Source organism: Okeania sp. SIO3B5 (genome assembly GCF_010692555.1).
In the GTDB taxonomy this organism is placed as follows: Bacteria; Cyanobacteriota; Cyanobacteriia; order Cyanobacteriales; family Microcoleaceae; genus Okeania.
In genome coordinates this window covers 1-24110 of sequence record NZ_JAAHHG010000069.1, presented here as the reverse complement: position 1 = coordinate 24110, position 24110 = coordinate 1, and the positions used below count along the sequence as shown (strand labels likewise).

Sequence of the window (24110 nt, the reverse complement as noted above, 5' to 3'; positions counted from 1 at the left end):
AGATGAATGGAATATCAAAAGTTAAGATGAATGTCTCAAAGAAAAGAAACTATACCATTACTCTTATTTTTCTTCCTTGGTATAGTTATTTTGACAATAGCTGGGTTTGTTTTGTCGAGACTGATACAGGGTTTACCAGGTATTAAACAACAACTTGAGTCTCCAAGTCCTACTAACTTAATCACCCCAACTCCTAGTCCAGGGAGAGGAGTTCCTCTAGGGAAAAAAGTACCTTTAGAAAAAGAATTAACTGGGAACCCAGGCCAGATTTACTCCATCGCTATCAGCGCAGATGGGCAAATTATCGCTAGTGGAAGTAATAATGGCAACATTCAACTGTGGAATTTGAGAGCAGAAGAACCACAAAGCAAATCTCTGACTAAAAAGAATGGAGGTGGTATTGCATCTCTTGCAATTAGTCCAAATGGTAACATCCTTGTTAGCGGAGGTTGGGGCAGTAATAATATTGATATTTGGGAAATACCAACAGGAGCACGCCGTCCTTCTATCGAAAGAGCACATTCATTTGATATTAAGTCTCTTAGCATTAGTCCAGATGGAAAAACTCTTGCTAGTGCTGATAGTCAAGGAATAATCAAACTTTGGAACCTGGAAACTAAGACATCAATAATTTCTCTCAGGACAAAATCATCTAATATTACGTTTCTTACAATTAGCCCAGACGGAAAGACTCTTGCTAGTGGTAGCATTGACGGAACAATCAAACTTTGGAACCTGGAAAATGGTCAAGAGAGACTATCTCTGGATAGCCGTTCAGGTAAGGTGACATCTCTTATCTTCACGCAGGATAGTCAACTTCTCGTTAGTGGCAGTAATAATGGAATAATCAAACTTTGGAATCTCGAAACTAGGCAGGTAATGAACTCATTGGAGGGGCATTCAGAAGCTATCATATCTCTTGACATTAGCCTAGACGGACAAAAATTGGCTAGTGGAAGTCTTGACGGAACTGTTCGGGTCTGGAATCTGAGTAATAAGCAACTCCAGACCTATAATTTATCAGACCATATAGGTGAGAGCATTATCCTTAGCTTTAATGCCAATGGGGAAATCCTAATATTTGGTTATATTTTTCGCACTATTAAAATTTGGCGAATCAGGTAATTCACTTCTAAATACAAATTTTGCTGTAGGTTCTCTAGCTCAAAGGACTAAATTATGAAACGTAGAAAATTTCTTTACAGTGCAATTGGCATTGCAGGTACTACCGCTCTGGGATCTTGTGGTCTAATTTTTCAAAATAAGACACAACCAAATATTAATTGGCAAATGGCGACTAGCTGGCCTAAATCACTGGATATCAAGTATGGAGCTGCAGAATTTGTTTGTCAGCGGGTCAGTGAAATGACCAATGGGCGGTTTTTGATTACGCCCTATCCCGCAAATGAGATAGTGCCCGCACTAAAAGTATTAAACGCGGTAGAAAATGGAACAGTAGAATGTGGTCACACTGATAGTTTCTACTATATTGATAAAAGTTTAGCACTAGCCTTTGGTACAGGAGTCCCTTTTGGCCTAAATGCTCGCCAGCAGGACGCTTGGCTCTATGAGGGGGGTGGGCTAGAGGCAATGCAGGAGATATATGCTGAGTTTGGTGTAATTAATTTTCCTGCCGGCAATAGTGGTGTGCAAATGGGAGGATGGTTCAAGAAACAAATTAATAGTGTAGCAGATATGAAAGGGTTAAAGATGCGTATCCCTGGATTAGGTGGTGAGGTAATGAAGCAGTTAGGTGTAGATGTCCGAAGGCTAGCAGGTGGTGAAATTTACCAGGCGATGAGGAACAATGAAATTGATGCAGCAGAGTGGATTGGACCTTATGAGGATGAGAGGCTACGTTTGAATGAAGTTGCGGCTTTCTACTATTATCCTGGCTGGTGGGAGCCTGGTAGTTCTGATGAAGTGCAGGTAAACCGGGCTAGGTGGGCTCAACTATCAGACGAGTATCAGGAAATTTTCAAAGCGGCTTGTACAGAAGCTAATCTAAGAACGATTGCCAGGTACGATAAGCTAAATCGGTCAGCACTACGACGAATAATTGCAGGAGGAACGAAGCTGACTCCCTATAGCCAAGAAATCCTACAAGTATGTAAGAAAAAAGCTTTTGAAATTTACGAAGAAAATGCTAGTAAGGATACGACATTTAAAAAAGTATACGAACAATGGAAGACTTTTCGTGAGCAGATATATCAGTGGCATGGGGTGAATGAATTGGAATTTAGTAAGATAAGCTTTATATTATAAAGTATAGAAAGCCTGACGGTTTGCTAATAAATAATTTATAGGAAAAAAAACTGATGACAACTCAAGAATTAATCGACTTAAGAACTTGTTGGATTATGGAAGGTAGAAATCACGATGCCTTAGCAACTATTGACGAACTGGATGCCATGAGTAATATACTTAACACATCTAATGTTCTGCTTACAATAGATTTTAGAAATTCTAATAATCTAGATGATGAAGAACTACTAGAAGTCTTTACGCAGAAATTGTTTAAACAAATGCGTGACAATCTCGAAGAAGTAGAGGCTACACGTGTACCTGTTTCAAAATTACCTGAAGGACATAAAGGTGACAAGCAAGAATCAGGAATCTTAAATATAGAGCTTAGTCTAGCAAATATAAAGACCTTGATAACGTTTTTATGGGAGCGTCTGTCTGGGAAAGCAACTGAGGTTGAAGTAAAAATTGATAAAAAAGGATCGATCAAGCTGAAAGTAGGAAGTCAAAAAGACTTACCTGCAGCTATACAAGATGTAGAAAAATTGGTTAAATCAGTATCAGAATCAGAAATTAAAAATACTAAAGTACCTGTTGGCGATCCCACAATAGAGTATCGCCAATTAGTTTCTAGATATGTAGAAGCTTATCGCGAAGGTTCTATTAGTAGTGGTAAATTGCGAGAATTATTTGGTTTTTCAACCCCTTTAGAAGCCGATAATTTTCTTAAGTCTAAAGGAGTTGATTTAGACTACGATGAAGAGGATTTTATGAGCGATCGCCAAACCCACGAACAACTAGAAAAAGAGGGAAAATTAAAGAGGTTATGATAGTTGTTTCGGATACTTCGCCGATTTGTTATTTACTTCTAATTAAGCAAATTCAACTGCTGCCTCAACTGTACGGTAAAGTTTTAATTCCTCGAATAGTGCAACAAGAATTATCCCATGAGCGATCACCTATTGTGGTCAAAAATTGGATTAAAACTCCCCCAAAATGGTTAATAATTAAAGAAGTTACCGTTCCTGTAGACAAGGATTTAGAGGTCTTAAATGCCGGGGAAAAAGCAGCTATGATTTTAGCCATTCAGCAAGAAGCAAATTTGATTATTATTGATGAAGCTTTAGGCAGAAAAGTTGCCCGTAGCAAAGGACTGAAAGTAACTGGATTACTTGGTATTCTGGATCGAGCTGCTCAACAAAATCTAGTAGATTTTTCTCAAGCTATTGCTGCTTTGGAAAAAACTACTTTTCGTGCTTCATCAAAGTTAATTAAATCTCTTTTAAGTCAGTATTAATATTATGTCCGGAATAATGATGATTTGATACCTGACCAGATATCTTGTTTTGATCGGAGGTCAAGGTATGATAGGAAATGAAGTTTAAGTTAAGTCTGGAAAAAACAGGGTTGTATTTGTAGAAAAACGGGATAAAATACAATATACCATAGGATTAATTTATAGGAAAATAACTGATGACAACTCAAGAATTAATTGATTTAAGAACCTGCATTCTCCAAGGACGAACCAGGGATACTTTGGCACTTATTGACGAACTGGATGCCATGAGTAAAAAAGACATCATCAGAAAAATCAAATCCTATTTAATTGTGATGTTAACTCACTTAATTAAAAATCAGGTGGAAATACGTTTAACTAATTCCTGGGCAGTATTCATCCACAATGCAACTCTTGAAATTTAAGACTTTAATTTGCAGCCAAATAATACCTCTTATTACATCAAAGAAAATGAATGGGATGAGATGCTAGAAGTGGCGATCGAGTGTGCTATTGGCGATGCCAGCGTGGAGGTTGAAAATGGCGTTTACAGTCCGTTTCAACTGGAGGAAATGGTAGATAAAAATTCTGTAATCACAACTGCTAATAGTTTTTTAGCCTTAACTTATGCTTATTCTACTAAAGATTTGTTAGCTGTTATTGACGATAATTTGACTTTATTACCAGGTGGGGAAGATTGGAAATTTGGTAGTATAAATAAATAGCATTTTTAATTGTTAATTTCAGGAGAAAAATAACTAATGACGACTCAAGAATTAATCGACTTAAGGACTTGCATTATGGAAGGTAGAAATCGCGATGCCTTAGCAATTATTGACGAACTAGATGCCATGAGTAAAAAAGACATACTTATCAAGATAGATTCTTATTTAACTGTGGTATTAATTCACTTAATTAAAAATCAGGTAGAAGGACGTTTAACTAATTCCTGGGCAGCATCAATTCGAGCTTCAATTATAAAAGTTCAAGTCTTGAATTTGAGGCCAAATAAAACCTCTTATTACATCAAAGAAGATGAATGGAGAAAGGCGATCGCGCAAGTTATAGAAGCAGCTATTCGAGATGCAAGCGTGGAAGCACTAGATGGTAATTGCAGTCCGTTTCAACTAAAAGAAATGGTAGAAACAACTCAAGTTACCGAAAATGCTTTGAGTTTATTGTCCTTAATTTACGCACATCAACCGGAGATTATAGCCGCAATTATTGACGATAATTTGGCATTATTACCCGGTGGGGAAGATTGGAAGTTTGGTAAGAGAAATAAGTAGTATTTTTAATTGTTACAGCATATTTCGGGCAAATGATGTACAAGGTAAATGGTGAAAATATTATAGTGCGGGCATCTTGCCCGCGAGGGTGTACCTTATAACAGTAAGGAAGCGCTGTAATTGTTAATTTCAGGAGAAAAAACTAATGACAACTCAAGAGTTAATTGACTTAAGAACTTGCATAATGGAAGGCAGAAATCACGATGCCTTAGCAATTATTGACGAACTGGATGCCATGAGTAAAAAAGACACCCTTTTCAAGATAGATTCTTATTTAACTGTGGTATTAATTCACTTAATCAAAAATCAGGTAGAAGGGCGATTAACTAATTCCTGGGCAGCATCAATTCGGGCTTCAATTAGAAAAATTAAAAGCTTAAATTTAAAGGAAAATAAAATTTCTTATTACATCAAAGAAGATGAATGGGACGAAATGTTAGAAAATGCTATAGAACTTGCTATTGGTGATGCTAGCGTGGAGGTTAAAAATGGTGCTTACAGTCCGTTTCAACTGGAGGAAATGGTGGATAAAAATTCTATAATCACAACTGCTAAGAGTTTTTTAGCCTTAACTTACAGTTATTCTGCTAAAGATTTGTTAGCTGTTATTAGCGATAATTTGACTTTATTAGCAGGTGGAGAAGATTGGAAATTTGGTAGGAAGAATAAGTAGGGGAACTATTACTCATACTTTTAATTCTATAAAGCTGATAGCTGATAACGTAGTTCCTCCGATAGGAGGCTAGCTGACCGCTGAATTGCTTACATTAGAGGAGTGAAAAATATTAAAGTGCTAAAAAAACAAAAATCATACCATAGCCTTTTTATCTACAGTATTTTAATCTTAATATCTGCCTGTAGCAACACATCAAATATTTCCGACAACCCTACACCCACTAACAATTCTAAATTAGAGACATTAAAATTTGAAAAAAAGCCCATTAACGACAAAGGTGGATACTTCTATACTAACGGCGAATACGCTCTGGGACCATTTACTCCAACAATGATTAAAAAATGTCGAGAATGGGGAGGTGGGGGCAGTTGCAACAGTAACCAATGGTCAGAAAAATTATTTCTCCAAGCATACGGAAACAGAAGATGTCCGGAGGGAGCTACCCTCAACAAAATTATCGGTTATTGCGTCGAAAATAACCAAGTCATGGGTCCTTTTCCTCAAGAATTAATTTCTGCTTGTGTCAAAGCTAACGGTGGAAATAGCTGTCAGTTGAACCTTTGGAATGCACGTTTCCTCTACAAACTGATGCAAGATGAAGGTATCGTGAGCAAAATAGATAAACCGCCCCAATTTGTGATGTTAGCATTTGATGGTTCCAGATCCCTAGACGCTTGGAAAAGATCGCGCAACTTTGCCCAAGAAATGGAGAAAAAAGGTATTAACCTGCGGTTCACTTATTTTGTCAGTGCAGTATATTTTGTCAGCAAAGACAAACGAAAACTTTACGATGCTCCCGGTGGGAAAGGAAAAGGTAGGTCGGATATTGGTTGGGGTGATACAGCGGAAGATATTGCTCTCAGACTCGAACAGGTTAACCTCGCTTATCAAGAAGGTCACGAGATCGGGTCTCATGCAGTTGGTCATTTTGATGGTAGCAAATGGAGTGAGAAAGACTGGAGCGAAGAGTTTAAATATTTCGAGCAATTTTTCTTGGGAGCGCATAAAATTAATGAATTTCCAGGTTCCCTAGTATTCGATCGCACTGCCATCGAAGGTTTTCGCGCACCACTATTAGCTCGAAGTCCTGGTTTGTATAAAGTGTTAGCGAAAAATGGTTTCCGTTATGACACCAGCAAAGTAGCATTATCTAACTATTGGCCGCGAAAGGAAAATGGTATTTGGAACTTTCCGTTAGCTAGTCTGACTAACTCTCGTGGAAAAAATGTTCTATCAATGGATTACAATTTTTATTATTTGCATTCCAAGGCAAAACCAAACCCTCGCAATGCGAAACGTTATGAGGAGGATACTCTGAAAACTTACATAAAATATTTCCAGAAGAACTACAATGGCAACCGCGCTCCTATAGATATTGGGCATCATTTTTCAGCTTGGAATAACGGCGCTTACTGGAGAGCAATGTTTCGGTTTGCTGAGTCTGTCTGTGGTTTACCAGAAGTTCGATGTGTTACTTATAGTGAGTTAGCAGATTTTATGGATCTGTTGAGTGACGAGCAAATTACTGCTTATCAGCAGGGAAATTTTCCGAAAAGTTCAGAGGATGAGGTTGCTCAGGAATAGTTGAATAAAGAAGGTAGAGGGTTTGTGATGACCACATAGAGGACATCCCATAATTAGGGTCTGCTGAAAAATTAGTTGTGGGGGTAGGACACGGGGACGCGGTGACGCGGTGACGGGTCGATGTGTGGGGAGCAGGGAACGGTTTCAGCCATTTTATGTGAAGAAATTTTCTTGAGTTTCAGCAGAAAAATTCAGTGTTTTGAGGCAAATAAGAGCCATAAACTAGGAGATAAATTGAATATAAAAAACTCTTAAGCCTTAGCTATCCTGACTTTCAGTTTTATGAGCGCAAGCCCTAATTATTTCCATGATTTAGGGACTATATTCATCTTATCAAAATAATATGGGTCTAAAACCCCACCTTTTAAGGCTAAATATTTTTGGAGCGAAGCTCGAATCCCAGTTCTAAAAATAACTTCTGACTTCTGACTTCGTTAACATCCCCACACTTTCTTGATGCACTACTATATTATTAGTATTTACTTATATTTTCATAGTTTGGTTGATTTATGCCAAATTACTTACAAGTTTAACATTTTTATGAAACATTCGTAAAGTTACTTACAATCATTAAATAAAAATGTAATGATTAAGTAGGTAGGTTTAATTATCCATATAGTGATGAAGATTCAGAACAGTGAAAACCTGATAAGGATTGCTTTATGACTTCATTTTCTGATTTTTCGTTTTAACGTTTATTTATGGCCACCTACTTATTTTTGTAGATTAGTTATAAATACCATGATCAAAAAATTATCTTTTGCTACTATTGGTGCAATTTTAATCAGCTTAGGAATTAGCAAAACAGCTTCAGCAGCTCTTTTTTTTTCAGATACAGGACATTATTATGAATATGTATCTGTCCCAGAAAGGTTGACTTGGCAAGAAGCAAAAATTGCAGCAGAAAATAAATACTTTAATGGTTTTCAAGGTTATCTAGTAACCATCACTTCAGCAGCAGAAAGTGATTTTGTTAATTCTATTGCTACTAATGATTTAGATCAAGTTAGTGAAGGATGGATCGGTGCAAGTGATGCTAGCGAAGAGGGAGTATGGAAATGGGTGACAGGCCCAGAAGCAGGAATGCAGTTTTGGCAAGGTAGTGCTGTACCTCAAGGTTCAGTTGTTAATAATAGTTATGCAAATTGGTCTATATTAGAGCCTAATAATACTCCCAACACTGATGATGGTGAAGATTTTGCTCAAATTAGCTTCACTGGTTTTTGGAATGATTTAGCTAGCAATGATGATTGGCAGGTATCAGGTTATTATATTGAGTATGGAGGACTGGCAACTGTTCCAGTTTATGAACCAACGGGAGTGCTGAGTTTATTTGTTTTTAGTGGTTTAGGTTTATATCGGTCATGGCAGTGTAAGTTAGAGAAAAAGAAATAAATATCATTTCCAGGACTTACGCACGCTTCTCCTTGAAAACCCGATATGTATGGGCGAATGGCATTCGCCCTCACTTGATACTTAAATTTAACGAAAAATTGGTACAGCTAAAGATTCATACATTTCGCTAGAAAAAGGTTGAAAATCATCATGTTTGACTATTAAATGACAAAGCAATCTCATTTGTAATGGCGCTGGTGGTAGATTTACCCGTTCTAATGTTACTTTAACTGCATCAGGATACTTTTTTAGTAGGGGAAAAACATCATTTAATAAATATCGAGGGCAAAAACCTAAAAGGTAAAAATCTTTGGTGCGTAGCATTAAAGCATTTGAGTCAAAATCGTTTTGCGAATCGTGCATTAAATACAAAGTTTCTCCTACCTCTAATTTTTTGATTCTGTCAATAGTTTCAGATGCCATATATCGGAAACCATGAGTAAAGAAATATAGATGATAAGCACCATTTTTATCTTGTTCTGGATAAGGAAAAACTTCATAATTATCTGTTACTTTTTTACCTCCGCTACGAGACAATAAAACCATAGGATCATCTTCTGTTTCAGAGAGATTTTGCCAGCTAATAAAATCTGGATAATCTGGTCGCGTTTTCTTCATAATTCTATGAGAAAATACAGGCAATAATTCCTGAGAGCGATAAACTTTGTCAAAGTCATTCAAAGACCAAATACCAGAAAAACCAATTTTTTTAGCTTCTTCTGCACCTCTAAGGTAAATAAATTCATACCAATTGTTTTTATAAGTTAAAGAACCTACAGGAAACCAAGCACGAGTAATGGGGTCTTCCCAAGCTAAAAATAATTTTTTCATAGCAAATTCTCTCTTATTTGTAAAAGTCTATTTTGATTAATTGTCAGAATTTATTGAGCAAATTCAATAGAAATTTCCGAGATACAATTTTTAGGTATACGTTCAAATAAAGACAAAGTATCCTCTTCTGAGATATTGGCTAAATTTTGGAGCCAAATTAGACCAGCTTTGGGATATTCTTGTGCTGCTTTTTCAAATAAATCTAGTGTTAACATGGCTTTTTTATCTCCTATTTTATCATACATTGCTGACCTGGATTTAGCTGCATAATTTTTGACAACTTGATTATTGATTTTCTTCTGTTTTTCGGAGTCTAGTAACTCTCTACCGAGACTAGATGCGTGGTCGAATGTTGGTGCTAAACTTACTGAATCATTCATAATAAATCCCCAATTTTCGTGATGTCTATCAGTGTTACCTATCCAAGCATCTAATAATAAGTAACCAACAAAAGTTTCTATTGCTGTTTCAATACCTTCAGGAGGTTTCCAGTTTAAAGGTAAATTGATAGAATTATAGGCGATCGCCTCAACTACAATATCAAGAGTATGTTCGGAAACTTTATAATTATTAAATTCGGGATAACTTTCGTCTATTTTTACTAAAATTTTATTACCAAGTATGAGAGTCTTATTTTCTGGTACAAAGGAAGGAGAAATTGTGCCTAAATTACCTTTCCAAATTGCTAGTTCATAATGTGCATGAGGTAGCTTTAGTAATTCACATAATTCTGATGCTATTTTTTCTGCCCAAGCTTCCCCAGTATTAGGTCTAGCTTTTTTGTATAAATAGTTAAGTTCATCCTGGCAATACCAAAATTTATCCTTAGTTCCTAACTGTTCAGTTTCTAAAATTGAATCTTCTGGAACTTCATATAATGTCAGATAAATCGCACATTAGTAGTTATTAATTTCTCATCTAAATTAACTTCTGTTGTTGAGTTTTAATAGAGCGATCGCCTTAATTTTTTGGTATGAAAATTTTGTTCAAGAGTTAGCGATCGCAACTTCATATTCATACATTTACCATGATAAGCAAGATAAACACTTTATAGATTAAGTATTATTTTTTTTAATATATACTGAATTATTTTATTGTGCATTACAATAAATAAATAGATGAGGTACCCCGAACTGCACGGGGAGTAATGGCATTGTTGAAATACTGTGCGCCTGTCAAAGCATTAAATTTATCTAGGGGGTAGGTTCTCAACCTACCCCTACTTTTATATTGTAAAATGGCAAAACAACTTTCTTTAAACTTTAATAATTTAAGTAAATTTTCTTGGGAAAAATGCTTTGAGGATGCCCAAAAAATTGAACCATGTTTTAGTTCAACTCAAGGTATTTTATTTGAGGCAAACTGCCTGAAAATTTTACCTAATATCAAAGATGAAATTGCTGATGTAATTTTTGCTGATCCTCCTTTTAATTTAGGGAAAAATTATGGCAATAAATCTAATGACTCTCTAGCAGATAGTGAATATTTGAATTGGTGTTTTGCTTGGATAAATGAATGTTGTCGAATCCTCAAACCTGGTGGTAGTTTGTTTATTTATAATTTACCTAAATGGAATATATTATTAGGCTCTCATCTGATAAATTGTGGTTTAAGTTTTCGTCATTGGATAACAATTAATTTAAAAGTTAGTATGCCAATAACTGGTAGACTTTACCCCAGTCACTACAGCCTTTTATATTATTCTAAAGGTAAACCAAAAGTATTTAGAAAAATCAGGACTCCTATAGAAACTTGTCGTCATTGTGGCAAAGAAATCAAAGACTATGGTGGTCATCGTCAGGCAATGAATCCCTTGGGTGTTAATTTAACCGATGTTTGGAATGATATTCCCCCTGTACGTCATTGGAAATTTAAAAGTAAAAAACGAAAGACTAATCAACTATCAACAAAGTTGTTAGATCGAGTTATTCAAATGTCTAGTTTACCAGGAGATTTAATTATCGATCCATTTGGCGGGAGTGGTACAACTTATGCAGTTTGTGAAGCAAATAGTCGGAATTGGATTGGTGTAGAAATACAAAATTGTGATGTAATTATTGAAAGGTTAACTGAGGGGAATTTACATTATCATCAAAATAATGATTATGTTGAAAGTTAATTTTTTGCTCTTCCAGATGTACCTTTAGGAATTCTAGGTACATCATAACTTGTATCATCATATTCTATGCCAATAATGCTCAAAATACCTGGATAGCAAACCGTACAGTTTCGCCAAAAATCAAAGTAGGGTTCTAGTTCTTCAAAATTACCAATTCTATCAGTCAGATATTTTGCTAAAGTCCGACAAGGAACTATTAAAAACCCAGCTAAAATATCTTGTCTTTGAATAGCAAATGCCATTTTATTAATAGAGCGATGACTTGAGGAAATATTTCCTGTTTCCCATTCCACAGCTATTACTTTACCTGCTCTATTAAACACAGCATCTACATTTCCTAAGTTATCGCTTATAGACGCTTCTTTTCTCCAACCTTTAGCTTGTAAATACTCGATAAATTTTACTTTTATTGGTTTAACACCGTTTCCTTCTCCTCTTTTTTTACCGAATAATTAAGGTTTAAAGCCTATCCTTTAAAGGAGAAACAAGAAAAAATTTTCATGATTAGTCAATCCTATCCGCTTTCAAGGAGAGGTAATTATTAATTATTAATTATTAATTATTAATTGTTGAACACTTTCTGGATAGATAGTAAATTTTCCACTTCCTTCAGGCCATTCAACTTTTTTTATTGCTTCTTCAACATTGTGACGAGCTTGTAAATAGATACTATTAGTCTCAAATTCTGGGGAAGTTAATAGAGTTTCCATTTTCTGAATTTTCATTCTTTTTTTACTAGCTTGAAGTAGTATTTATTAACTGTTCAACTTCTGCAATAAACTGAGAAGGAAGAATATTTAAAGCAGTCGATAATCGAAAAATTACATCTAAAGTTGGTGACTTTAAACCACGCTCCAAAAGACTAATATAAGTCCGGTTTGACATCCTCCCCGGCCTAAAGGCGCGGGGATTCCTACCGAGCCGTAGCTCCTCGGCGGGTTGACGTTTCACCGGCTGCTGCTACTTTGACAGTAGTCTTACGCTTGCCTCCACATCCATTTAAAGTCTCGGAATGCCCTCCCGCGACTTATTAAAAATTCTTATGGGTGTTTATTTGTGCCCTCAAGTTTGAACTGCTCATTGACCTGAAAGCTTCCCTTGTTCTGCTCTCAACTGAAGGAGTTTCGACCTAATCTTCTTTTCTACAGTATTTATGAGACAAGGCGGGTTTTTAAACCAATCTCATCATAACATAGAAAGTCATAATATGGAAAGTCGCCCGCTTATGGGCGAGGCTTTAAACCCAAAAAATGGTAAACCAGCTTCAAACCCAAGCTCTTCTTGACTTAACTTTAAAGCTTCCCGTTTTTGCTTCAAAACCCTTCCAAATGCTTCTGCTAAACTCACTTTGAGCTGAAAATATATTTGAAGATTATCTTAAGATTCTCTAGTAATTTAGTCTTCAGACTATAGTCTGCAAAAATTAAAAATTTGATTTAGTCGCTACAATCATTTATATGTCTTTCTATAGCAGGGAATAGGGAATAGGGAACAGGGGGACAGTTGGAAAAACATTTCCGCTGTCTAAGATTTATCATCAGTCTATGTCCTAACTAATTCTTTCTTAGCTATAACTCAGACATTTACCATGACCAAAAAATTAGGTCTCAAGTCTCTCCTTTCTGGGGGATGAAAAAGAAAATTCCGGTTTTCAAACTTCCGACTTTAGGAGTCGGTACTGATAACTGATAACTGATAACTGATAACTGAAATGACCAAAACTTTCGATTTCCAAGACGAATACGACATCATCGTAGTAGGCGCAGGCCACTCCGGGTGTGAAGCTGCTCTCGCAACTGCACGCCTCGGTTGCCGCACCCTCCTACTCACCCTCAACCTCGACAAAATAGCTTGGCAACCATGTAACCCTGCTGTTGGGGGACCTGCCAAATCTCAACTTACCCACGAGGTGGATGCTTTGGGTGGAGAAATTGGCAAAATGAGCGATCGCACCTATCTCCAAAAACGCATCCTCAACTCATCTCGTGGCCCTGCTGTTTGGGCATTACGCGCTCAAACTGACAAACGGGAATACGCTGCCGTTATGCGTAATATTGTCGAAAACCAAGAAAACCTCCGAGTCCGGGAAAGCATGGTGACAGATTTAATTCTGGGAGACAATGACGAAATTATCGGAGTGGAAACCTACTTCGGCGTCGCTTTCAAATGTAAAGCTGTCATCCTCACCACCGGAACATTCCTGGGGGGAGTTATTTGGGTAGGCAACAAATCAATGCCAGCAGGTCGCGCGGGTGAATTTCCTGCCATCGGTCTCACCGAAACCCTCAATAAACTTGGCTTTGAAACCGGACGACTGAAAACAGGTACTCCCGCCAGAGTTGACAAACGTTCTGTTGACTACACCGATCTGGAACCGCAACCAGGGGATGAAAAAGTGCGTTGGTTTAGTTTCGATCCGGAAGTTTGGGTGGAACGGGAACAGATGTGTTGTTATCTGACGCGCACTACTGAAGAAACTCACAAACTGATTCGCGATAATTTGCACTTGTCTCCTGTTTATGGTGGGTGGGTGGATGCGAAAGGTCCCCGTTATTGTCCGAGTATTGAGGATAAAATTGTTCGCTTTGCTGATAAGAGTAGTCATCAAATATTTATTGAACCGGAAGGTCGTGATATTCCGGAACTTTATATTCAGGGGTTTTCTACTGGTTTGCCTGAGAAATTGCAATTACAAATGTTGCGGAGTTTGCCTGGTTTGGAAAATTGTGTGATGTTACGACCTGCTTATGCGGTGGAATATGATTATTTGCCTGCAACTCAATGTTATCCGACGTTGATGACTAAGAAAATTGAGGGGTTATTTTGTGCTGGTCAAATTAATGGTACCACTGGATATGAAGAGGCAGCAGCTCAGGGTCTTGTAGCGGGAATAAATGCGGTTAAATTTGTTAAGAATCAAGAGATGATTATTTTCCCCAGGGAACAAAGTTATATTGGTACTTTGATTGACGATCTATGTACAAAAGATTTGCGCGAACCCTATCGAATGTTAACGAGTCGTTCGGAATATCGGTTGATTTTACGGTCTGATAATGCTGACCAAAGACTAACTCCTTTTGGTCGAGAAATTGGTTTAATTGATGACCGTCGGTGGGAGTTATTTGAGAGTAAGCAAGCTAATATTACTGCTGAAAAAGCTCGGTTAAATTCAACTCGAATTAAAGAGTTAGAAGAGGTTGCTATTAATATTGTTGCTGATACTCAGACAAAAATTAAAGGTTCGATTACTTTGGCTGAACTTTTGCGCCGACCTGGTTTCCATTATGTGGATTTGGAAAGGTATAATTTGGGGAATTTAGATTTGAAATTAGTTGAAAAAGAGGGAGCGGAAATTGATATTAAATATTCCGGTTATTTGCAAAGACAACAAAATCAAATCGACCAAATTAGTCGGCAAGAAAATCGAAAATTACCTGCTAATTTAGATTATTTTGCTATTTCTACTTTGTCGTTGGAGGCGCGGGAAAAATTATCGAAAGTTCAGCCTTTAACTATTGGGCAGGCGTCTCGAATAGGGGGGGTAAACCCGGCAGATATTAATGCTTTGTTGGTTTATTTGGAAGTGCAATATCGACTATTAGAATTCAAAAGTCAAAAGTCAAAAGTCAAAAGTTAGAAGTTTTTGTAGGGTGCGTTAATGAAATGTAACGCACCATGTACAATGTTAGTTTTCGCTCAGTTACTTGTGGAAGTTAAAAGTTAAAAGTTAAAAGCTTTTGTAGTGGACTGTTTCATCTTAAATGTTGCAATAGATGTAGGTTTGGTATCGGGACGATCTTCGCAGCTTATCCTACGGATAAACCCAACAATAATCTTTCTCCCCATCTCCCCATCTCCCCATCTCCCCATCTCCCCATCTCCCCATCTCCCCATCTCCCTAATGCACTACTTTAGATGAAACAGTCCAGTAGGGTGCGTTAATGAAATGTAACGCACCACTAAAATATTAATTTTCGCTCAGTTACTTGTGGAAGTTAAAAGTTAAAAGCTTTTGTAGGGTGCGTTAATCAAATGTAACGCACCATCTACAATATTAATTTCCGCTCAGTTACGCTTCGCTAACACACCCTACTGGACTTTTTCATCTTAAATGATGCAATAGGAAATCCACTAGAGATTGCTTCACTGTCGTTCGCAATGACAATTCTAATGCACTACTTTAGATGAAACAGTCCACTACTGTTGTCTCTACTGACTTTGTTGGTTTATTTGGAGATAAAATATCGACAAGAGCAATTAACTTCTGTTAATGCTTAATTACTGGAATAGCGATAGCCCAACTCAATAGACAAAGCGCTTTTTGTTGGGTCTATTCTTAATAGATAAACTTCGCTTTTTTTCTACCCAACTTATTAGCAGGTCTAGATTGATTTTGTGGGTAAGTTTAGGCAAATGAAGACCTCTTATTCAAGCTATCTCCTACTCCGAGAGGCAGGACAGTTTCATTTTCAAAATAAGTGTATAATTAAATTTTTAACTTATCCTGACCCCACTCACAGTTTTTTTAAGAAATGTAACAATATAGTTAAACTAACTAATTGAATATAGTTTTATAAGTTAAAATCATCAGAAGTAAAATTATTAAGAATTAGCTCTAAGTCAATGAGTGATATAGTATGCCCTGAAGAAATAAAAAATATAGGCGAATACCAAGCTTGTGTACAGCAATTGCATCATACAACATGGTATGTTGCTAGCACTATTCTGATGCAGTCAATTCTCACAGCTATCATAACAGAAGCTATTTACAATTTATTAATTCGTTCATATCTACAAAGATTAATTATTAGACAATGGATGAACGGGAGAAATATTACTCCTGTTAAAGATAAGATGACTGCTTTTCAACGTTCGGTAGGGATGGGTAATGGATCGAATATTTATTCTCTTCCCTATCAACAGCTATGTGGTCAGATTACTAATGCTTTACGGAATCAAGTTGATTCCGGAGAGGGTGCTTTATTAGATATATTTGCTCGCGATGTACATCCAGAAAATTTAGAAAAATTAAAAAGTAAAAATGCTCAAGACTTATCGAATGAGGAACAAAACAATTTAGCTATGATAGAGGAACAGCTATTGAATAGCGCAGATAGAAGCCTTGACGATCTTCAAATTACTCTAGCTAAGTGGTGGCTCAAAGTAGACTATTTTTTTTCAATACTGATCAGTTTTATACTTTTAGATAGGTTATTAACAGTACCCACTAACTTTTTGATTGGGGATAATATTCAGGATTATGATGAATTAATACTGATTTTTTCTTTTTGTCTGATATCAGGATTTTTAGCTCCGACAATTCGTAATTTCTTACTCAATATACTTGGTAAAAGATAGAAATAATTTCAAGATAAGTATATAGCAATCAGGAATCAGATGTGAGAATTGAAGTGTTCCTTTGAAGTATAGAATATAGCAGTTATCTTATTCTTATGTATTCCCTATTCCCTATTCCCTAAAACAACAGTCTCCAATATATAGCAATCCTAAATAGGTTGCGGGTAATCAAAAAGTAAATAAAAAAACTAAAACTCTTACCTGTTCCCTGTTCCCTGTTCCCTGTTCCCTAAAAATGTAGTAAGATTTTTGATACAAATAACATAGGATTGCTATATCACAACTAAAATCATATTAGTATATATTAAATATTAACAATATCTGAAAATGCTCAAAGATAACAATCAGAAAAGTAAAGATCAAATAATAAGCCTCAGAAAAAATGAACATAAATATGAAGTTAGAGAAGAAGTTCATGGTAAAACTACCATAACTTCTAGTGACATAATTATTCTAACTCATGGATATAATGTTGCACAAGAAGGAGCGGAAGAAGCATACGAAAAATTTCAAAAAAATTTTCATCAATACTCTAATCAATTATCAACATTAAACAAAGCAATCTATTGGTTGATTTGGCCTTCCGATAAACCGAATAAAATTGAAAGTATAGTCTCTTATTATAAAACAGTAGATGTGGCTAAAAATTGTGGGGAAAAGCTTGCTGAATATTTGAACAAATTAAATTTTCCGACAAGTAATAAGCAACCTCGTATTATATTAATAGGACATTCTTTAGGGTGTCGTTTATTACTTGAAGCTTTAAAAAAGACCTTAAAAACTAACTTTAAATTGGAAGTTTTTTTAATGGCTGCTGCTGTTCCACTGTCCATGGTACAACCAGGTCAGCAATTAAATCCTAGTATTTCTTCTACAGAGAAATATCGTATCTTATACTCAAAAAAAGATTTGGTTTTAAAATATACTTTTCCCATCGGTCAAAAATTATCAGGAGAAGGATTCGATCGGGCTGTAGGTTTCACAGGAAACCCCAAGATGGGAGTTTGGTCTAATACCAAAGATATGGAAAACTACGATCATAGTGATTACTGGGAAGGAGAAAAATCAGTGCAGTGGATTCTTTCACAATTAGGAATTCTCAAAACTTCTTCCAGAAACTTAAAATTAGAGCGACCAACAATAGCATCTAAATCTAGAACTTTAAAATGGCGAACCATTTCAGAAAGAAAACTGAGTTACTCTTAGCAATAAGGTCTCGAACAACCCTTCATTTCAGTTATCAGTTATCAGTTATCAGTTATCAGTACCTCTAGCTGTTTGCGCAGCATTCCGCACCGAATGCAAGAGGCTTGATATAAGGAATAGTCTCTTTTTTTATCCCTTTAAAAAGGGAGGCGCATACCCACAATTTTTCGGTAAACAAAATAATCGAGGTTGCACATTATGGAATGATACTGCCAAAAATAGGTGTTCGACTTTGACTAAAAAAAACCTAATATTAATCGTTCTAGCAATTATCAAATCCAAAATCTCTTTCATCAAAAATCTCAAATCATTCGTCACTGTGCAACGCCAAATAATCTGTAGGGACGTTTCATGCAACTTCCTTACCTGTTACCGAATAATTAATAATTAATAATTAAATAATTCAGGTTTAAAGCCTCCCCTTTTAAGGGAAAAAAAAGTGCTAGGATATTTCCTGATATTCAATTCTCTCGGTTTTAACCAGAGGTAATTATCAATTATCAATTATCCATTATCCATTATCCATTAATGAACTATTCCCTAAGCACGAAAATCATAGCTAAATTCACCAACGCCACTTTTCAATTATTGTAAAAACCAGTTCAAATATTACAGTCTAAAACTAAAGATAATTATGAGTTTATCTACTATCATCACCATCGCAATTGCCCTCGCTTTTATTTATTTAGCTGCTAGTTTTTTCACTTATGCAATTCAAGAAAAAATTGTTTTATTCTTTAACTTAAAAGCTAAGAACTTAAAAGAAACTATTTATCGTTTGTTAGGAGAGGAACCACAACAAGGGGAATCTTATACAGAAAAATTTTATCAAAAATATTTACAGCCTCTCGATCTATCTCTATCATCAAACCAAAAGAAAGCACCAAAATCTGGGGGAATAGAACAAATATCTGCTAAACAGTTTGTTACTGATTTGATCGAGCTAGTGGCAATAGAATTAAAATATAAAAATAGAAATTTCTACAGTGAGTATGGATTGGAGAAAATTGTTGAAGATATTAATAGCAGTGATTGTCATTTTTCTGACAAAATGAAACGAGACCTTTCTGCAATTGCACAAAGAGCGATCAATAAATTTCAAGACAAAGGAGAGCAGCTTCAATATTTAGAGCAAGAACTTGAGTCTTGGTTTAATAGAGCAATAGAATATGCTCAAGAAAATTACCTTAGAAAATCGAAATATATTTCCATTATATTATCTGTAATAGTTGTTTTGATGTTCAATATTGACACAGTGAATATTATCAACAAATTATCAAAAAGCGAAATTACCTCAACCATAAGTAATAGAGTAACGGAAGTAGTAGTTTCAAATTCTCAATCAAATTCATGTTCGGAAGTCAATAATGATACTGAAGTTCAAACTTGTATTTCAAGTATTCTAGATGCTGTAGATGGAATTGATAATTTGCCCGTTGGATGGAACCTTTCAGCACCACTAAAGGAACAGTTCAGACCCTTGAATTTTTCTAATGTTATAAAAGTAGTTACAGGATGGATTTTAAGTATTATTGCGATTTCTCAGGGAGCGCCTTTTTGGTTTGGAATTCTGAATAGTTTAATCAATGTTAAATCAAATAAATCAGCAAAAAATTAATCGTATTCGTAGGGGGTTTAGAGACCAAACCCCTTCTTGGTATTCCATCGTAATTAATAACAGTTTTCATAAATATAGAATACAATTTCAAGAACTATGAATTCTATATTTGATTGTTGGAGGTTTCAGGGGTATTTCTGTTGTGCAATGTAATTGTGCAGGTAAGCAAAAGTACCCTCAGATGCTCCAATGCTACTTCAATTTCTAACTGTTGATCTAGACTAAAAAGACCATACACGGAACATCCATAGTTGGACTCAGGTTCCTGTGGAGATTTAACTACAATTTTGCATTCCATTAAAAGCTCCCGTAAACGCTCCAGTGCCATTTCCACTTCCAACTTTTTTTCTGAAGTGAAAACGCCAGTTACAGCTATTCCTCCTTTAGATTGTGGTTTTTTTTCGGTAAGGGAAGTGACGAGAAGTTCTTCAGAAAATTGAGCAACGGTGGTACTGTCACTATTTTCCCAATCAACGAGGGAGTGCCATTCTTTTATTCCTACAACTTCACATAGGTTTTGAAAATTTTTAGGCGAAATAGGTCTGCCATTCATAAAACGTTTCAAGGTTGATTCGGAGACTTCTGCTTCCCAGCACCACTTCAGCTCTGTTTTATTCCAACCTTTTTTCTTTCTGGCTATATTAATCACTATCATACCTTTTTTGTTAAGCTTTATTGAACTTGTTTCTCGTCCCATGAAATTACGTTTTTATTTTGGTTTCAAACTACTACTACTACCTTTTTCTTTTAGCATACTTAACTAAGCACTGCATCGGTCATTATTAGTTTATAAAAGTATCATGGTGATTGGGAAAAATCAACCAAAATTAACATATTTTTGACATTGCAATCTTCAATATATCAGGAGATAATAAAGATAAATCTACGCAATTTGTTGTAGTTGTTTTTATGTAATCATTAAGTTGTAGTTTTTTGATGTAATCATTAATTTTTTACCGTAAATGCTAAAAGAAGCAACTCTATTCCCATGACTCCAGTCTTTTGGTTAAGCTACTACTACTTATCCAGAGTCGAGTGCTAAATGTTTAAAGGTTATTGGGAAAAATCAACCAAAATTAACACATTTTTGACATTGCAATCTTCAATATATCAGGAGATAATAAAGATAAATCTACGCAATTTGTTGTAGTTGTTTTTATGTAATCATTAAGTTGTAGTTTTTTGATGTAATCATTAATTTTTTACCGTAAATGCTACAAGAAGCAACTCTATTCCCATGACTCCAGTCTTTGGTTAAGCTACTACTACTACTTATCCAGAGTCGAGTGCTAAATGTTTAAAGGTTATTCGGCAAAATCAGTTCAATATTCCCAATTTTGCCTCACTAACTCTTACCTAAAAGTGAGGCAAAGTTGGACCACTTTTTTTCTTCAGTATTAGTTAAAGTGAAAATTAAGTAGCTTGACCTTTAATACTGGAGAATAATCATGGAAAATAACTTTCCAGAAAAGCAAACACAAACAACTTGTATTGAAGTCCAGGAAGTTAGACCTAATTTAATAGATAAACTTACCGACTTGGCAATGGAAAATCAAGAAGTTGGTTTGATAGTTGGTAGTGCCATTGGTACTTCCATAGTTATTTGCGCGATCGCCCACTCGGCAGCAAAAGTAATCCGCGCTGTTCGTGGATAAAGGTTTCCCTGGGGTATTAACATGGGGCGACTTCCTAGTTGTCCCACTCCCATGTTTTGCCTTTTTTTAAATATTTACCTCTTCTTCCTTACTTCTACTATTATGGGTAAGTTTAGTAGAACAGTATGAAGTGTGAAAATGCCCACAGAGAAACAAGCGGTTAAATGTTTTATTATTTGTCAAAGAATTACACAGATGTATTTACCAATTTCTCTAGTTAGACTAGATGAAAGAAGCAATGATATTTTCATTCTTGCAGGTGAAGATATCCAAGTTTTAATTGACAGAAATGGAGAGGTAAAAATTCTATGAATCATCCTAATTTTCAAACTATGAATGAATCAGAATTACGAGCTTATGTATTAGCTCATCGAGACGATACCGAGGCGTTTTATGCGTTAGCTGACCGTCTAAAATCTAAACCAGGGCGTAAGTTATCAGAGGAAGATTTCGAGAGATTACCTGAAATTTTAGCAGAAATTAAACAACAAAAACAATAAGTGCTGATGTGAGAATATCTGTGCAAATAATCAAATGAAAATTGTCAGCAAAATCTGTCGATAAATTACAATTTTGTAGGGGTTTGGAGACCAAACCCCTTCTTAATATTTCAGCTTAACATTCTCTATATGGTGCCAGTTTCCTTGCAACAAAATATAAAGTACAATGGAAACAAGACTGCTGAAATTTTTCACGCCAACAAGGAATATGATAAACCAACCTAACAAAGAAGCAATTATTATCCGTACTGAAAGAGGTCTGACGATTTCAGGTACTCGTATTACTCTCTATGACATTATAGATTATCTCAAAGCTGAGTATCCACCCAAGTACATTCGCGATGCTTTCGATCTTACTGAGGAAGAACTCCATGGTGTTCTTTCTTATATTAAAAACCATCAAGTAGAAGTTGAGACAGAGTATCAGGAAGTTTTGAGGATGGCAGAAGAAATTCGAGCATATTGGGAAGAACGGAATCGCGATCGCTTGGCAAAAATTGCGGCCAGTCCTCCCCGTCCAGGATATGAAGCAGTTCGAGTTAAACTGATAGAAAGGAAAACCAAGCGTCAAGCAAAGAAAAAATGATTATTTTGGTTGACTACAATTCGGTGAGTTATTTTTATTCGCTCAATGGTAAGTATTCAAACCGATCTTGATACTCATTGGGAAAAGAAGCACCCGCAATAATAATTAACTCTGTGAGAATTTCACCAATATTTTTGGATGGATCGATGATAAAGATGCCCGGTATGTGGCGACCTTCTGTAAGATGATCTGCCAAATGTTTGGGCATAGATTTTCGATTATTTGTCACTAAGATGAAATTATGAGTCTCACACCAAATTAAAATCTCTGGATCGAGAGTTCCTCTGGGAGGAGCGTCTGGATCGCCAATCATTCTGACAACAAGATCGGGTGCTTGACGTACCATTTGGGTTCGGTACAGGGGGGCGATATGCTCATCAAGCAAATATTGGATCGTCATACAGTCTTCTCTAACTCAGTATACTCTTGCTGAATATCTGCTTCTGCCTTTAATTGGCGAAACCTCTGCCGTGCAGGAGAAGGATTACGTTTTTGCTCTTCCCGTTGTTGGCGACAAAACTCTAGCCAGTCAGCTAAGTAACTTCTGACTTCCTCTTTGTTTTGTAAATAGTAGAGGATGGTAGCGTAGACTTGTTCCAGGGTAATAGTCTCAAATTGTTCAGCAATCTCTTCAGGAGTTTTGGCACGATAAATGTATTCATAGAGAATACTTTCGATACCAATACGGCTACCTTTGATGCGGATATCATCAGAGGCTAAAAAATTAAAGTAGTCTTGGATTTGCATTATACCAGTTTGATAAATCTTTGCTACAAATATTTAGGTTACTGCTTAGGTTAGGAGTCAGGAAATAGGAGTCAGGAGTCAGAGTGAATAGGTTTTATACCTAAATAATTACTCTGGTAACCAATCTTCATCCAATATCTGTTCCAGAGAATAAGGGTTAATTTCTGGTAATTGAAGTTCTGATTTAATTTGAGCACCTTTTCTAGCTTTACTATAAAGATAGTCAAGTCGTTCAGCTAAATAATTCCGTAAATTTGTTGTGATTTTGAATTCTAATTGAGTCCGAAAAGCAAAAATTTCTCCACGCCAATGCCTAGAGTTATTAGCTCTTTCTTCCTCCCAATATTGATAAAATAGTAAATGTTGAATAATTAAAGTCACAAAACTTTCAACAGCACTTTTTTCACTTCTACCCAATGCTTCTAATTCCTCAATTAAGTTCTCATAATCTAGGTTTTCTAATTGACGATTATTTAGTAGTTTGATTGTTTCTTCTAACCACAGGAAATAATCTTCTTCATACAGTAATTTTAGATCGGTAATTTTATTAACCATGTTTTATGTTTATTCACAAATTTACGAAATGACCGTTTAAATTTTGGGGTAAAAACAATTTTTCTTATTAATTTTCTGTTAAAGTTGCTTGTAACTCAGTGATAATATTTTCTATAGGCTGAGATTGTAATTCTCCTCTATGAAAAGAGGCGATCGCTTCTTTTGCTTCTTGAGCTATTTCCTCTCGACTAGCTTCAATCATTTGATTTTTAACAATTTCTAATAACATTTCTCTTTGTTCAATGGAAAGTTGGTTAACTATTATAAGAGCCTCTTCTAGTGTTGCCATAATCTATACTATCCTCATCTAATTACTATTATTTTCCCTAAATTATAACTTAAGTTTAGTTAGAGTTTAGTAGTGGACTGTTTCATCTAAAATGATGCAATGATCAAGATTGCTGTACCAAATTTCTCAGCAGCTATAACAATCGCTACTATAGTTAGGACACCAGGTAATTATGATGATTT

General features: G+C 35.8%; 30 protein-coding genes and 1 pseudogene. 20 read left to right on the top strand and 11 right to left on the bottom strand.

Going from position 1 to position 24110, the window contains the following annotated elements; genetic code table 11:
* The first annotated feature begins 30 nt into the window (after nt 1–30).
* From F6K54_RS12315 to F6K54_RS12275, 10 genes are all read left to right on the top strand, one after another.
* Nucleotides 31–1125 (top strand): WD40 repeat domain-containing protein, encoded by a 1095-nt coding sequence (locus tag F6K54_RS12315; RefSeq protein ID WP_293077843.1) that lies wholly within the window; start codon nt 31–33, stop codon nt 1123–1125.
* A 54-nt stretch (nt 1126–1179) separates the two neighbouring features.
* Nucleotides 1180–2265: a TRAP transporter substrate-binding protein gene (locus F6K54_RS12310; RefSeq protein ID WP_293077841.1), complete on the top strand. Its 1086-nt coding sequence runs from the start codon at nt 1180–1182 to the stop codon at nt 2263–2265.
* 53 nt (nt 2266–2318) lie between these two features.
* Nucleotides 2319–3074, top strand: coding sequence for a UPF0175 family protein (locus F6K54_RS12305; RefSeq protein WP_293077839.1), 756 nt, complete (start codon nt 2319–2321; stop codon nt 3072–3074).
* Entirely contained in the window at nt 3071–3541 is a 471-nt protein-coding gene (locus tag F6K54_RS12300) for a DUF3368 domain-containing protein (protein WP_293077837.1), read from the top strand. The genes F6K54_RS12305 and F6K54_RS12300 overlap by 4 nt, the downstream gene beginning before the upstream one ends.
* Before the next feature lie 176 nt (nt 3542–3717).
* The gene (locus tag F6K54_RS42865; RefSeq protein WP_366558114.1) at nt 3718–3945 is read left to right on the top strand and encodes a DUF29 family protein; all 228 of its coding nucleotides are present in this window, start codon (nt 3718–3720) and stop codon (nt 3943–3945) included.
* 9 nt (nt 3946–3954) lie between these two features.
* Nucleotides 3955–4245 carry a hypothetical protein gene (locus F6K54_RS42860; protein ID WP_366558113.1) on the top strand — a complete coding sequence of 97 codons (291 nt, stop codon included), beginning with the start codon at nt 3955–3957 and terminating at the stop codon, nt 4243–4245.
* 36 nt (nt 4246–4281) lie between these two features.
* Nucleotides 4282–4809 carry a DUF29 family protein gene (locus F6K54_RS12290; protein ID WP_293077835.1) on the top strand — a complete coding sequence of 176 codons (528 nt, stop codon included), beginning with the start codon at nt 4282–4284 and terminating at the stop codon, nt 4807–4809.
* Between the two features lie 145 nt (nt 4810–4954).
* A complete protein-coding gene (locus F6K54_RS12285) occupies nt 4955–5482 on the top strand; it encodes a DUF29 family protein (protein WP_293077833.1) in 528 nt (175 codons plus the stop codon).
* A 102-nt stretch (nt 5483–5584) separates the two neighbouring features.
* Nucleotides 5585–7069 carry a hypothetical protein gene (locus F6K54_RS12280; protein ID WP_293077831.1) on the top strand — a complete coding sequence of 495 codons (1485 nt, stop codon included), beginning with the start codon at nt 5585–5587 and terminating at the stop codon, nt 7067–7069.
* A gap of 741 nt (nt 7070–7810) precedes the next feature.
* Complete coding sequence (locus tag F6K54_RS12275) at nt 7811–8464, top strand: lectin-like protein (RefSeq protein WP_293077829.1); 654 nt, start codon at nt 7811–7813, stop codon at nt 8462–8464.
* Between the two features lie 87 nt (nt 8465–8551).
* Here F6K54_RS12275 and F6K54_RS12270 read toward each other — a convergent pair whose 3' ends face one another.
* Entirely contained in the window at nt 8552–9295 is a 744-nt protein-coding gene (locus tag F6K54_RS12270; protein WP_293077827.1) for an HIRAN domain-containing protein, read from the bottom strand.
* Between the two features lie 50 nt (nt 9296–9345).
* On the bottom strand, nt 9346–9768 hold the full coding sequence (locus tag F6K54_RS12265) for a HipA domain-containing protein (RefSeq protein WP_293077859.1): 423 nt from the start codon (nt 9766–9768) through the stop codon (nt 9346–9348).
* 460 nt (nt 9769–10228) lie between these two features.
* On the opposite strand from F6K54_RS12265, the gene F6K54_RS12260 reads away from it, so the two are divergent.
* Both F6K54_RS12260 and F6K54_RS12255 read left to right on the top strand, forming a co-directional pair.
* On the top strand, nt 10229–10354 hold the full coding sequence (locus tag F6K54_RS12260) for a hypothetical protein (RefSeq protein ID WP_293077825.1): 126 nt from the start codon (nt 10229–10231) through the stop codon (nt 10352–10354).
* Nucleotides 10355–10532: 178 nt separating this feature from the next.
* Nucleotides 10533–11414: a site-specific DNA-methyltransferase gene (locus tag F6K54_RS12255; RefSeq protein ID WP_293077823.1), complete on the top strand. Its 882-nt coding sequence runs from the start codon at nt 10533–10535 to the stop codon at nt 11412–11414.
* On the opposite strand, the pseudogene F6K54_RS42855 reads toward F6K54_RS12255, so the two are convergent.
* The 3 genes and pseudogenes from F6K54_RS42855 to F6K54_RS12245 form a co-directional block, all read right to left on the bottom strand.
* Nucleotides 11411–11833: pseudogene (locus F6K54_RS42855) on the bottom strand (restriction endonuclease); the annotation flags it as partial. The gene F6K54_RS12255 and the pseudogene F6K54_RS42855 sit on opposite strands and share 4 nt — an antisense overlap.
* Nucleotides 11834–11962: 129 nt before the next feature.
* Entirely contained in the window at nt 11963–12139 is a 177-nt protein-coding gene (locus F6K54_RS42850) for a hypothetical protein (protein ID WP_366558112.1), read from the bottom strand.
* A 10-nt stretch (nt 12140–12149) separates the two neighbouring features.
* Nucleotides 12150–12299, bottom strand: coding sequence for a helix-turn-helix domain-containing protein (locus tag F6K54_RS12245; RefSeq protein WP_293077821.1), 150 nt, complete (start codon nt 12297–12299; stop codon nt 12150–12152).
* Between the two features lie 826 nt (nt 12300–13125).
* Between F6K54_RS12245 and mnmG the strand changes: the two genes are divergently transcribed.
* Nucleotides 13126–15051, top strand: coding sequence for a tRNA uridine-5-carboxymethylaminomethyl(34) synthesis enzyme MnmG (mnmG, locus tag F6K54_RS12240; protein WP_293077819.1), 1926 nt, complete (start codon nt 13126–13128; stop codon nt 15049–15051).
* Nucleotides 15052–15134: 83 nt separating this feature from the next.
* On the opposite strand, the gene F6K54_RS12235 is transcribed toward mnmG, so the two are convergent.
* Nucleotides 15135–15308 (bottom strand): hypothetical protein, encoded by a 174-nt coding sequence (locus F6K54_RS12235; protein ID WP_293077817.1) that lies wholly within the window; start codon nt 15306–15308, stop codon nt 15135–15137.
* Nucleotides 15309–16037: 729 nt separating this feature from the next.
* Here F6K54_RS12235 and F6K54_RS12230 point away from each other — a divergent pair.
* From F6K54_RS12230 to F6K54_RS12220, 3 genes are all read left to right on the top strand, one after another.
* Nucleotides 16038–16772 (top strand): hypothetical protein, encoded by a 735-nt coding sequence (locus tag F6K54_RS12230; protein ID WP_293077815.1) that lies wholly within the window; start codon nt 16038–16040, stop codon nt 16770–16772.
* Between the two features lie 327 nt (nt 16773–17099).
* Entirely contained in the window at nt 17100–17978 is an 879-nt protein-coding gene (locus F6K54_RS12225; RefSeq protein ID WP_293077813.1) for a DUF726 domain-containing protein, read from the top strand.
* A gap of 634 nt (nt 17979–18612) precedes the next feature.
* A complete protein-coding gene (locus tag F6K54_RS12220; protein ID WP_293077811.1) occupies nt 18613–19596 on the top strand; it encodes a hypothetical protein in 984 nt (327 codons plus the stop codon).
* A 103-nt stretch (nt 19597–19699) separates the two neighbouring features.
* Here F6K54_RS12220 and F6K54_RS12215 read toward each other — a convergent pair whose 3' ends face one another.
* Nucleotides 19700–20293, bottom strand: a complete 594-nt coding sequence (locus tag F6K54_RS12215) for a hypothetical protein (RefSeq protein ID WP_293077810.1) — start codon at nt 20291–20293, stop codon at nt 19700–19702.
* Nucleotides 20294–21044: 751 nt separating this feature from the next.
* Between F6K54_RS12215 and F6K54_RS12210 the strand changes: the two genes are divergently transcribed.
* The 4 genes from F6K54_RS12210 (at nt 21045) to F6K54_RS12195 (ending at nt 22337) form a co-directional block, all read left to right on the top strand.
* Nucleotides 21045–21251, top strand: a complete 207-nt coding sequence (locus tag F6K54_RS12210) for a hypothetical protein (RefSeq protein WP_293077807.1) — start codon at nt 21045–21047, stop codon at nt 21249–21251.
* 138 nt (nt 21252–21389) lie between these two features.
* Nucleotides 21390–21563, top strand: coding sequence for a DUF6888 family protein (locus F6K54_RS12205; protein ID WP_293077805.1), 174 nt, complete (start codon nt 21390–21392; stop codon nt 21561–21563).
* On the top strand, nt 21560–21751 hold the full coding sequence (locus tag F6K54_RS12200) for a DUF6887 family protein (RefSeq protein WP_293077803.1): 192 nt from the start codon (nt 21560–21562) through the stop codon (nt 21749–21751). The genes F6K54_RS12205 and F6K54_RS12200 overlap by 4 nt, the downstream gene beginning before the upstream one ends.
* A 208-nt stretch (nt 21752–21959) precedes the next feature.
* A complete protein-coding gene (locus F6K54_RS12195; protein ID WP_293077801.1) occupies nt 21960–22337 on the top strand; it encodes a DUF433 domain-containing protein in 378 nt (125 codons plus the stop codon).
* Nucleotides 22338–22371: 34 nt separating this feature from the next.
* Here the strand turns inward: F6K54_RS12195 and F6K54_RS12190 are convergent, their stop codons facing one another.
* The 4 genes from F6K54_RS12190 to F6K54_RS12175 all read right to left on the bottom strand — a co-directional run bounded on the left by F6K54_RS12190 (nt 22372) and on the right by F6K54_RS12175 (nt 23928).
* Nucleotides 22372–22737 carry a DUF5615 family PIN-like protein gene (locus F6K54_RS12190; RefSeq protein ID WP_293077799.1) on the bottom strand — a complete coding sequence of 122 codons (366 nt, stop codon included), beginning with the start codon at nt 22735–22737 and terminating at the stop codon, nt 22372–22374.
* Entirely contained in the window at nt 22734–23084 is a 351-nt protein-coding gene (locus F6K54_RS12185; RefSeq protein ID WP_293077797.1) for a DUF433 domain-containing protein, read from the bottom strand. The genes F6K54_RS12190 and F6K54_RS12185 overlap by 4 nt, the downstream gene beginning before the upstream one ends.
* 108 nt (nt 23085–23192) lie before the next feature.
* Complete coding sequence (locus F6K54_RS12180) at nt 23193–23639, bottom strand: DUF29 domain-containing protein (protein ID WP_293077795.1); 447 nt, start codon at nt 23637–23639, stop codon at nt 23193–23195.
* A 67-nt stretch (nt 23640–23706) separates the two neighbouring features.
* On the bottom strand, nt 23707–23928 hold the full coding sequence (locus F6K54_RS12175; RefSeq protein WP_293077793.1) for a hypothetical protein: 222 nt from the start codon (nt 23926–23928) through the stop codon (nt 23707–23709).
* Nucleotides 23929–24110: the final 182 nt, after the last annotated feature.

Bases quoted from the DNA above. Each gene is read 5' to 3' on its own strand.
- F6K54_RS12315 (WP_293077843.1), top strand. From the start codon at position 31: ATGTCTCAAAGAAAAGAAACTATACCATTACTCTTATTTTTCTTCCTT.
- F6K54_RS12310 (WP_293077841.1), top strand. From the start codon at position 1,180: ATGAAACGTAGAAAATTTCTTTACAGTGCAATTGGCATTGCAGGTACT.
- F6K54_RS12305 (WP_293077839.1), top strand. From the start codon at position 2,319: ATGACAACTCAAGAATTAATCGACTTAAGAACTTGTTGGATTATGGAA.
- F6K54_RS12300 (WP_293077837.1), top strand. From the start codon at position 3,071: ATGATAGTTGTTTCGGATACTTCGCCGATTTGTTATTTACTTCTAATT.
- F6K54_RS42865 (WP_366558114.1), top strand. From the start codon at position 3,718: ATGACAACTCAAGAATTAATTGATTTAAGAACCTGCATTCTCCAAGGA.
- F6K54_RS12290 (WP_293077835.1), top strand. From the start codon at position 4,282: ATGACGACTCAAGAATTAATCGACTTAAGGACTTGCATTATGGAAGGT.
- F6K54_RS12285 (WP_293077833.1), top strand. From the start codon at position 4,955: ATGACAACTCAAGAGTTAATTGACTTAAGAACTTGCATAATGGAAGGC.
- F6K54_RS12275 (WP_293077829.1), top strand. From the start codon at position 7,811: ATGATCAAAAAATTATCTTTTGCTACTATTGGTGCAATTTTAATCAGC.
- F6K54_RS12270 (WP_293077827.1), bottom strand. From the start codon at position 9,295: ATGAAAAAATTATTTTTAGCTTGGGAAGACCCCATTACTCGTGCTTGG.
- F6K54_RS12255 (WP_293077823.1), top strand. From the start codon at position 10,533: ATGGCAAAACAACTTTCTTTAAACTTTAATAATTTAAGTAAATTTTCT.
- F6K54_RS42850 (WP_366558112.1), bottom strand. From the start codon at position 12,139: ATGAAAATTCAGAAAATGGAAACTCTATTAACTTCCCCAGAATTTGAG.
- F6K54_RS12245 (WP_293077821.1), bottom strand. From the start codon at position 12,299: ATGTCAAACCGGACTTATATTAGTCTTTTGGAGCGTGGTTTAAAGTCA.
- mnmG (WP_293077819.1), top strand. From the start codon at position 13,126: ATGACCAAAACTTTCGATTTCCAAGACGAATACGACATCATCGTAGTA.
- F6K54_RS12235 (WP_293077817.1), bottom strand. From the start codon at position 15,308: ATGGGGAGATGGGGAGATGGGGAGATGGGGAGATGGGGAGATGGGGAG.
- F6K54_RS12230 (WP_293077815.1), top strand. From the start codon at position 16,038: ATGAGTGATATAGTATGCCCTGAAGAAATAAAAAATATAGGCGAATAC.
- F6K54_RS12225 (WP_293077813.1), top strand. From the start codon at position 17,100: ATGCTCAAAGATAACAATCAGAAAAGTAAAGATCAAATAATAAGCCTC.
- F6K54_RS12220 (WP_293077811.1), top strand. From the start codon at position 18,613: ATGAGTTTATCTACTATCATCACCATCGCAATTGCCCTCGCTTTTATT.
- F6K54_RS12215 (WP_293077810.1), bottom strand. From the start codon at position 20,293: ATGGGACGAGAAACAAGTTCAATAAAGCTTAACAAAAAAGGTATGATA.
- F6K54_RS12210 (WP_293077807.1), top strand. From the start codon at position 21,045: ATGGAAAATAACTTTCCAGAAAAGCAAACACAAACAACTTGTATTGAA.
- F6K54_RS12205 (WP_293077805.1), top strand. From the start codon at position 21,390: ATGCCCACAGAGAAACAAGCGGTTAAATGTTTTATTATTTGTCAAAGA.
- F6K54_RS12200 (WP_293077803.1), top strand. From the start codon at position 21,560: ATGAATCATCCTAATTTTCAAACTATGAATGAATCAGAATTACGAGCT.
- F6K54_RS12195 (WP_293077801.1), top strand. From the start codon at position 21,960: ATGATAAACCAACCTAACAAAGAAGCAATTATTATCCGTACTGAAAGA.
- F6K54_RS12190 (WP_293077799.1), bottom strand. From the start codon at position 22,737: ATGACGATCCAATATTTGCTTGATGAGCATATCGCCCCCCTGTACCGA.
- F6K54_RS12185 (WP_293077797.1), bottom strand. From the start codon at position 23,084: ATGCAAATCCAAGACTACTTTAATTTTTTAGCCTCTGATGATATCCGC.
- F6K54_RS12180 (WP_293077795.1), bottom strand. From the start codon at position 23,639: ATGGTTAATAAAATTACCGATCTAAAATTACTGTATGAAGAAGATTAT.
- F6K54_RS12175 (WP_293077793.1), bottom strand. From the start codon at position 23,928: ATGGCAACACTAGAAGAGGCTCTTATAATAGTTAACCAACTTTCCATT.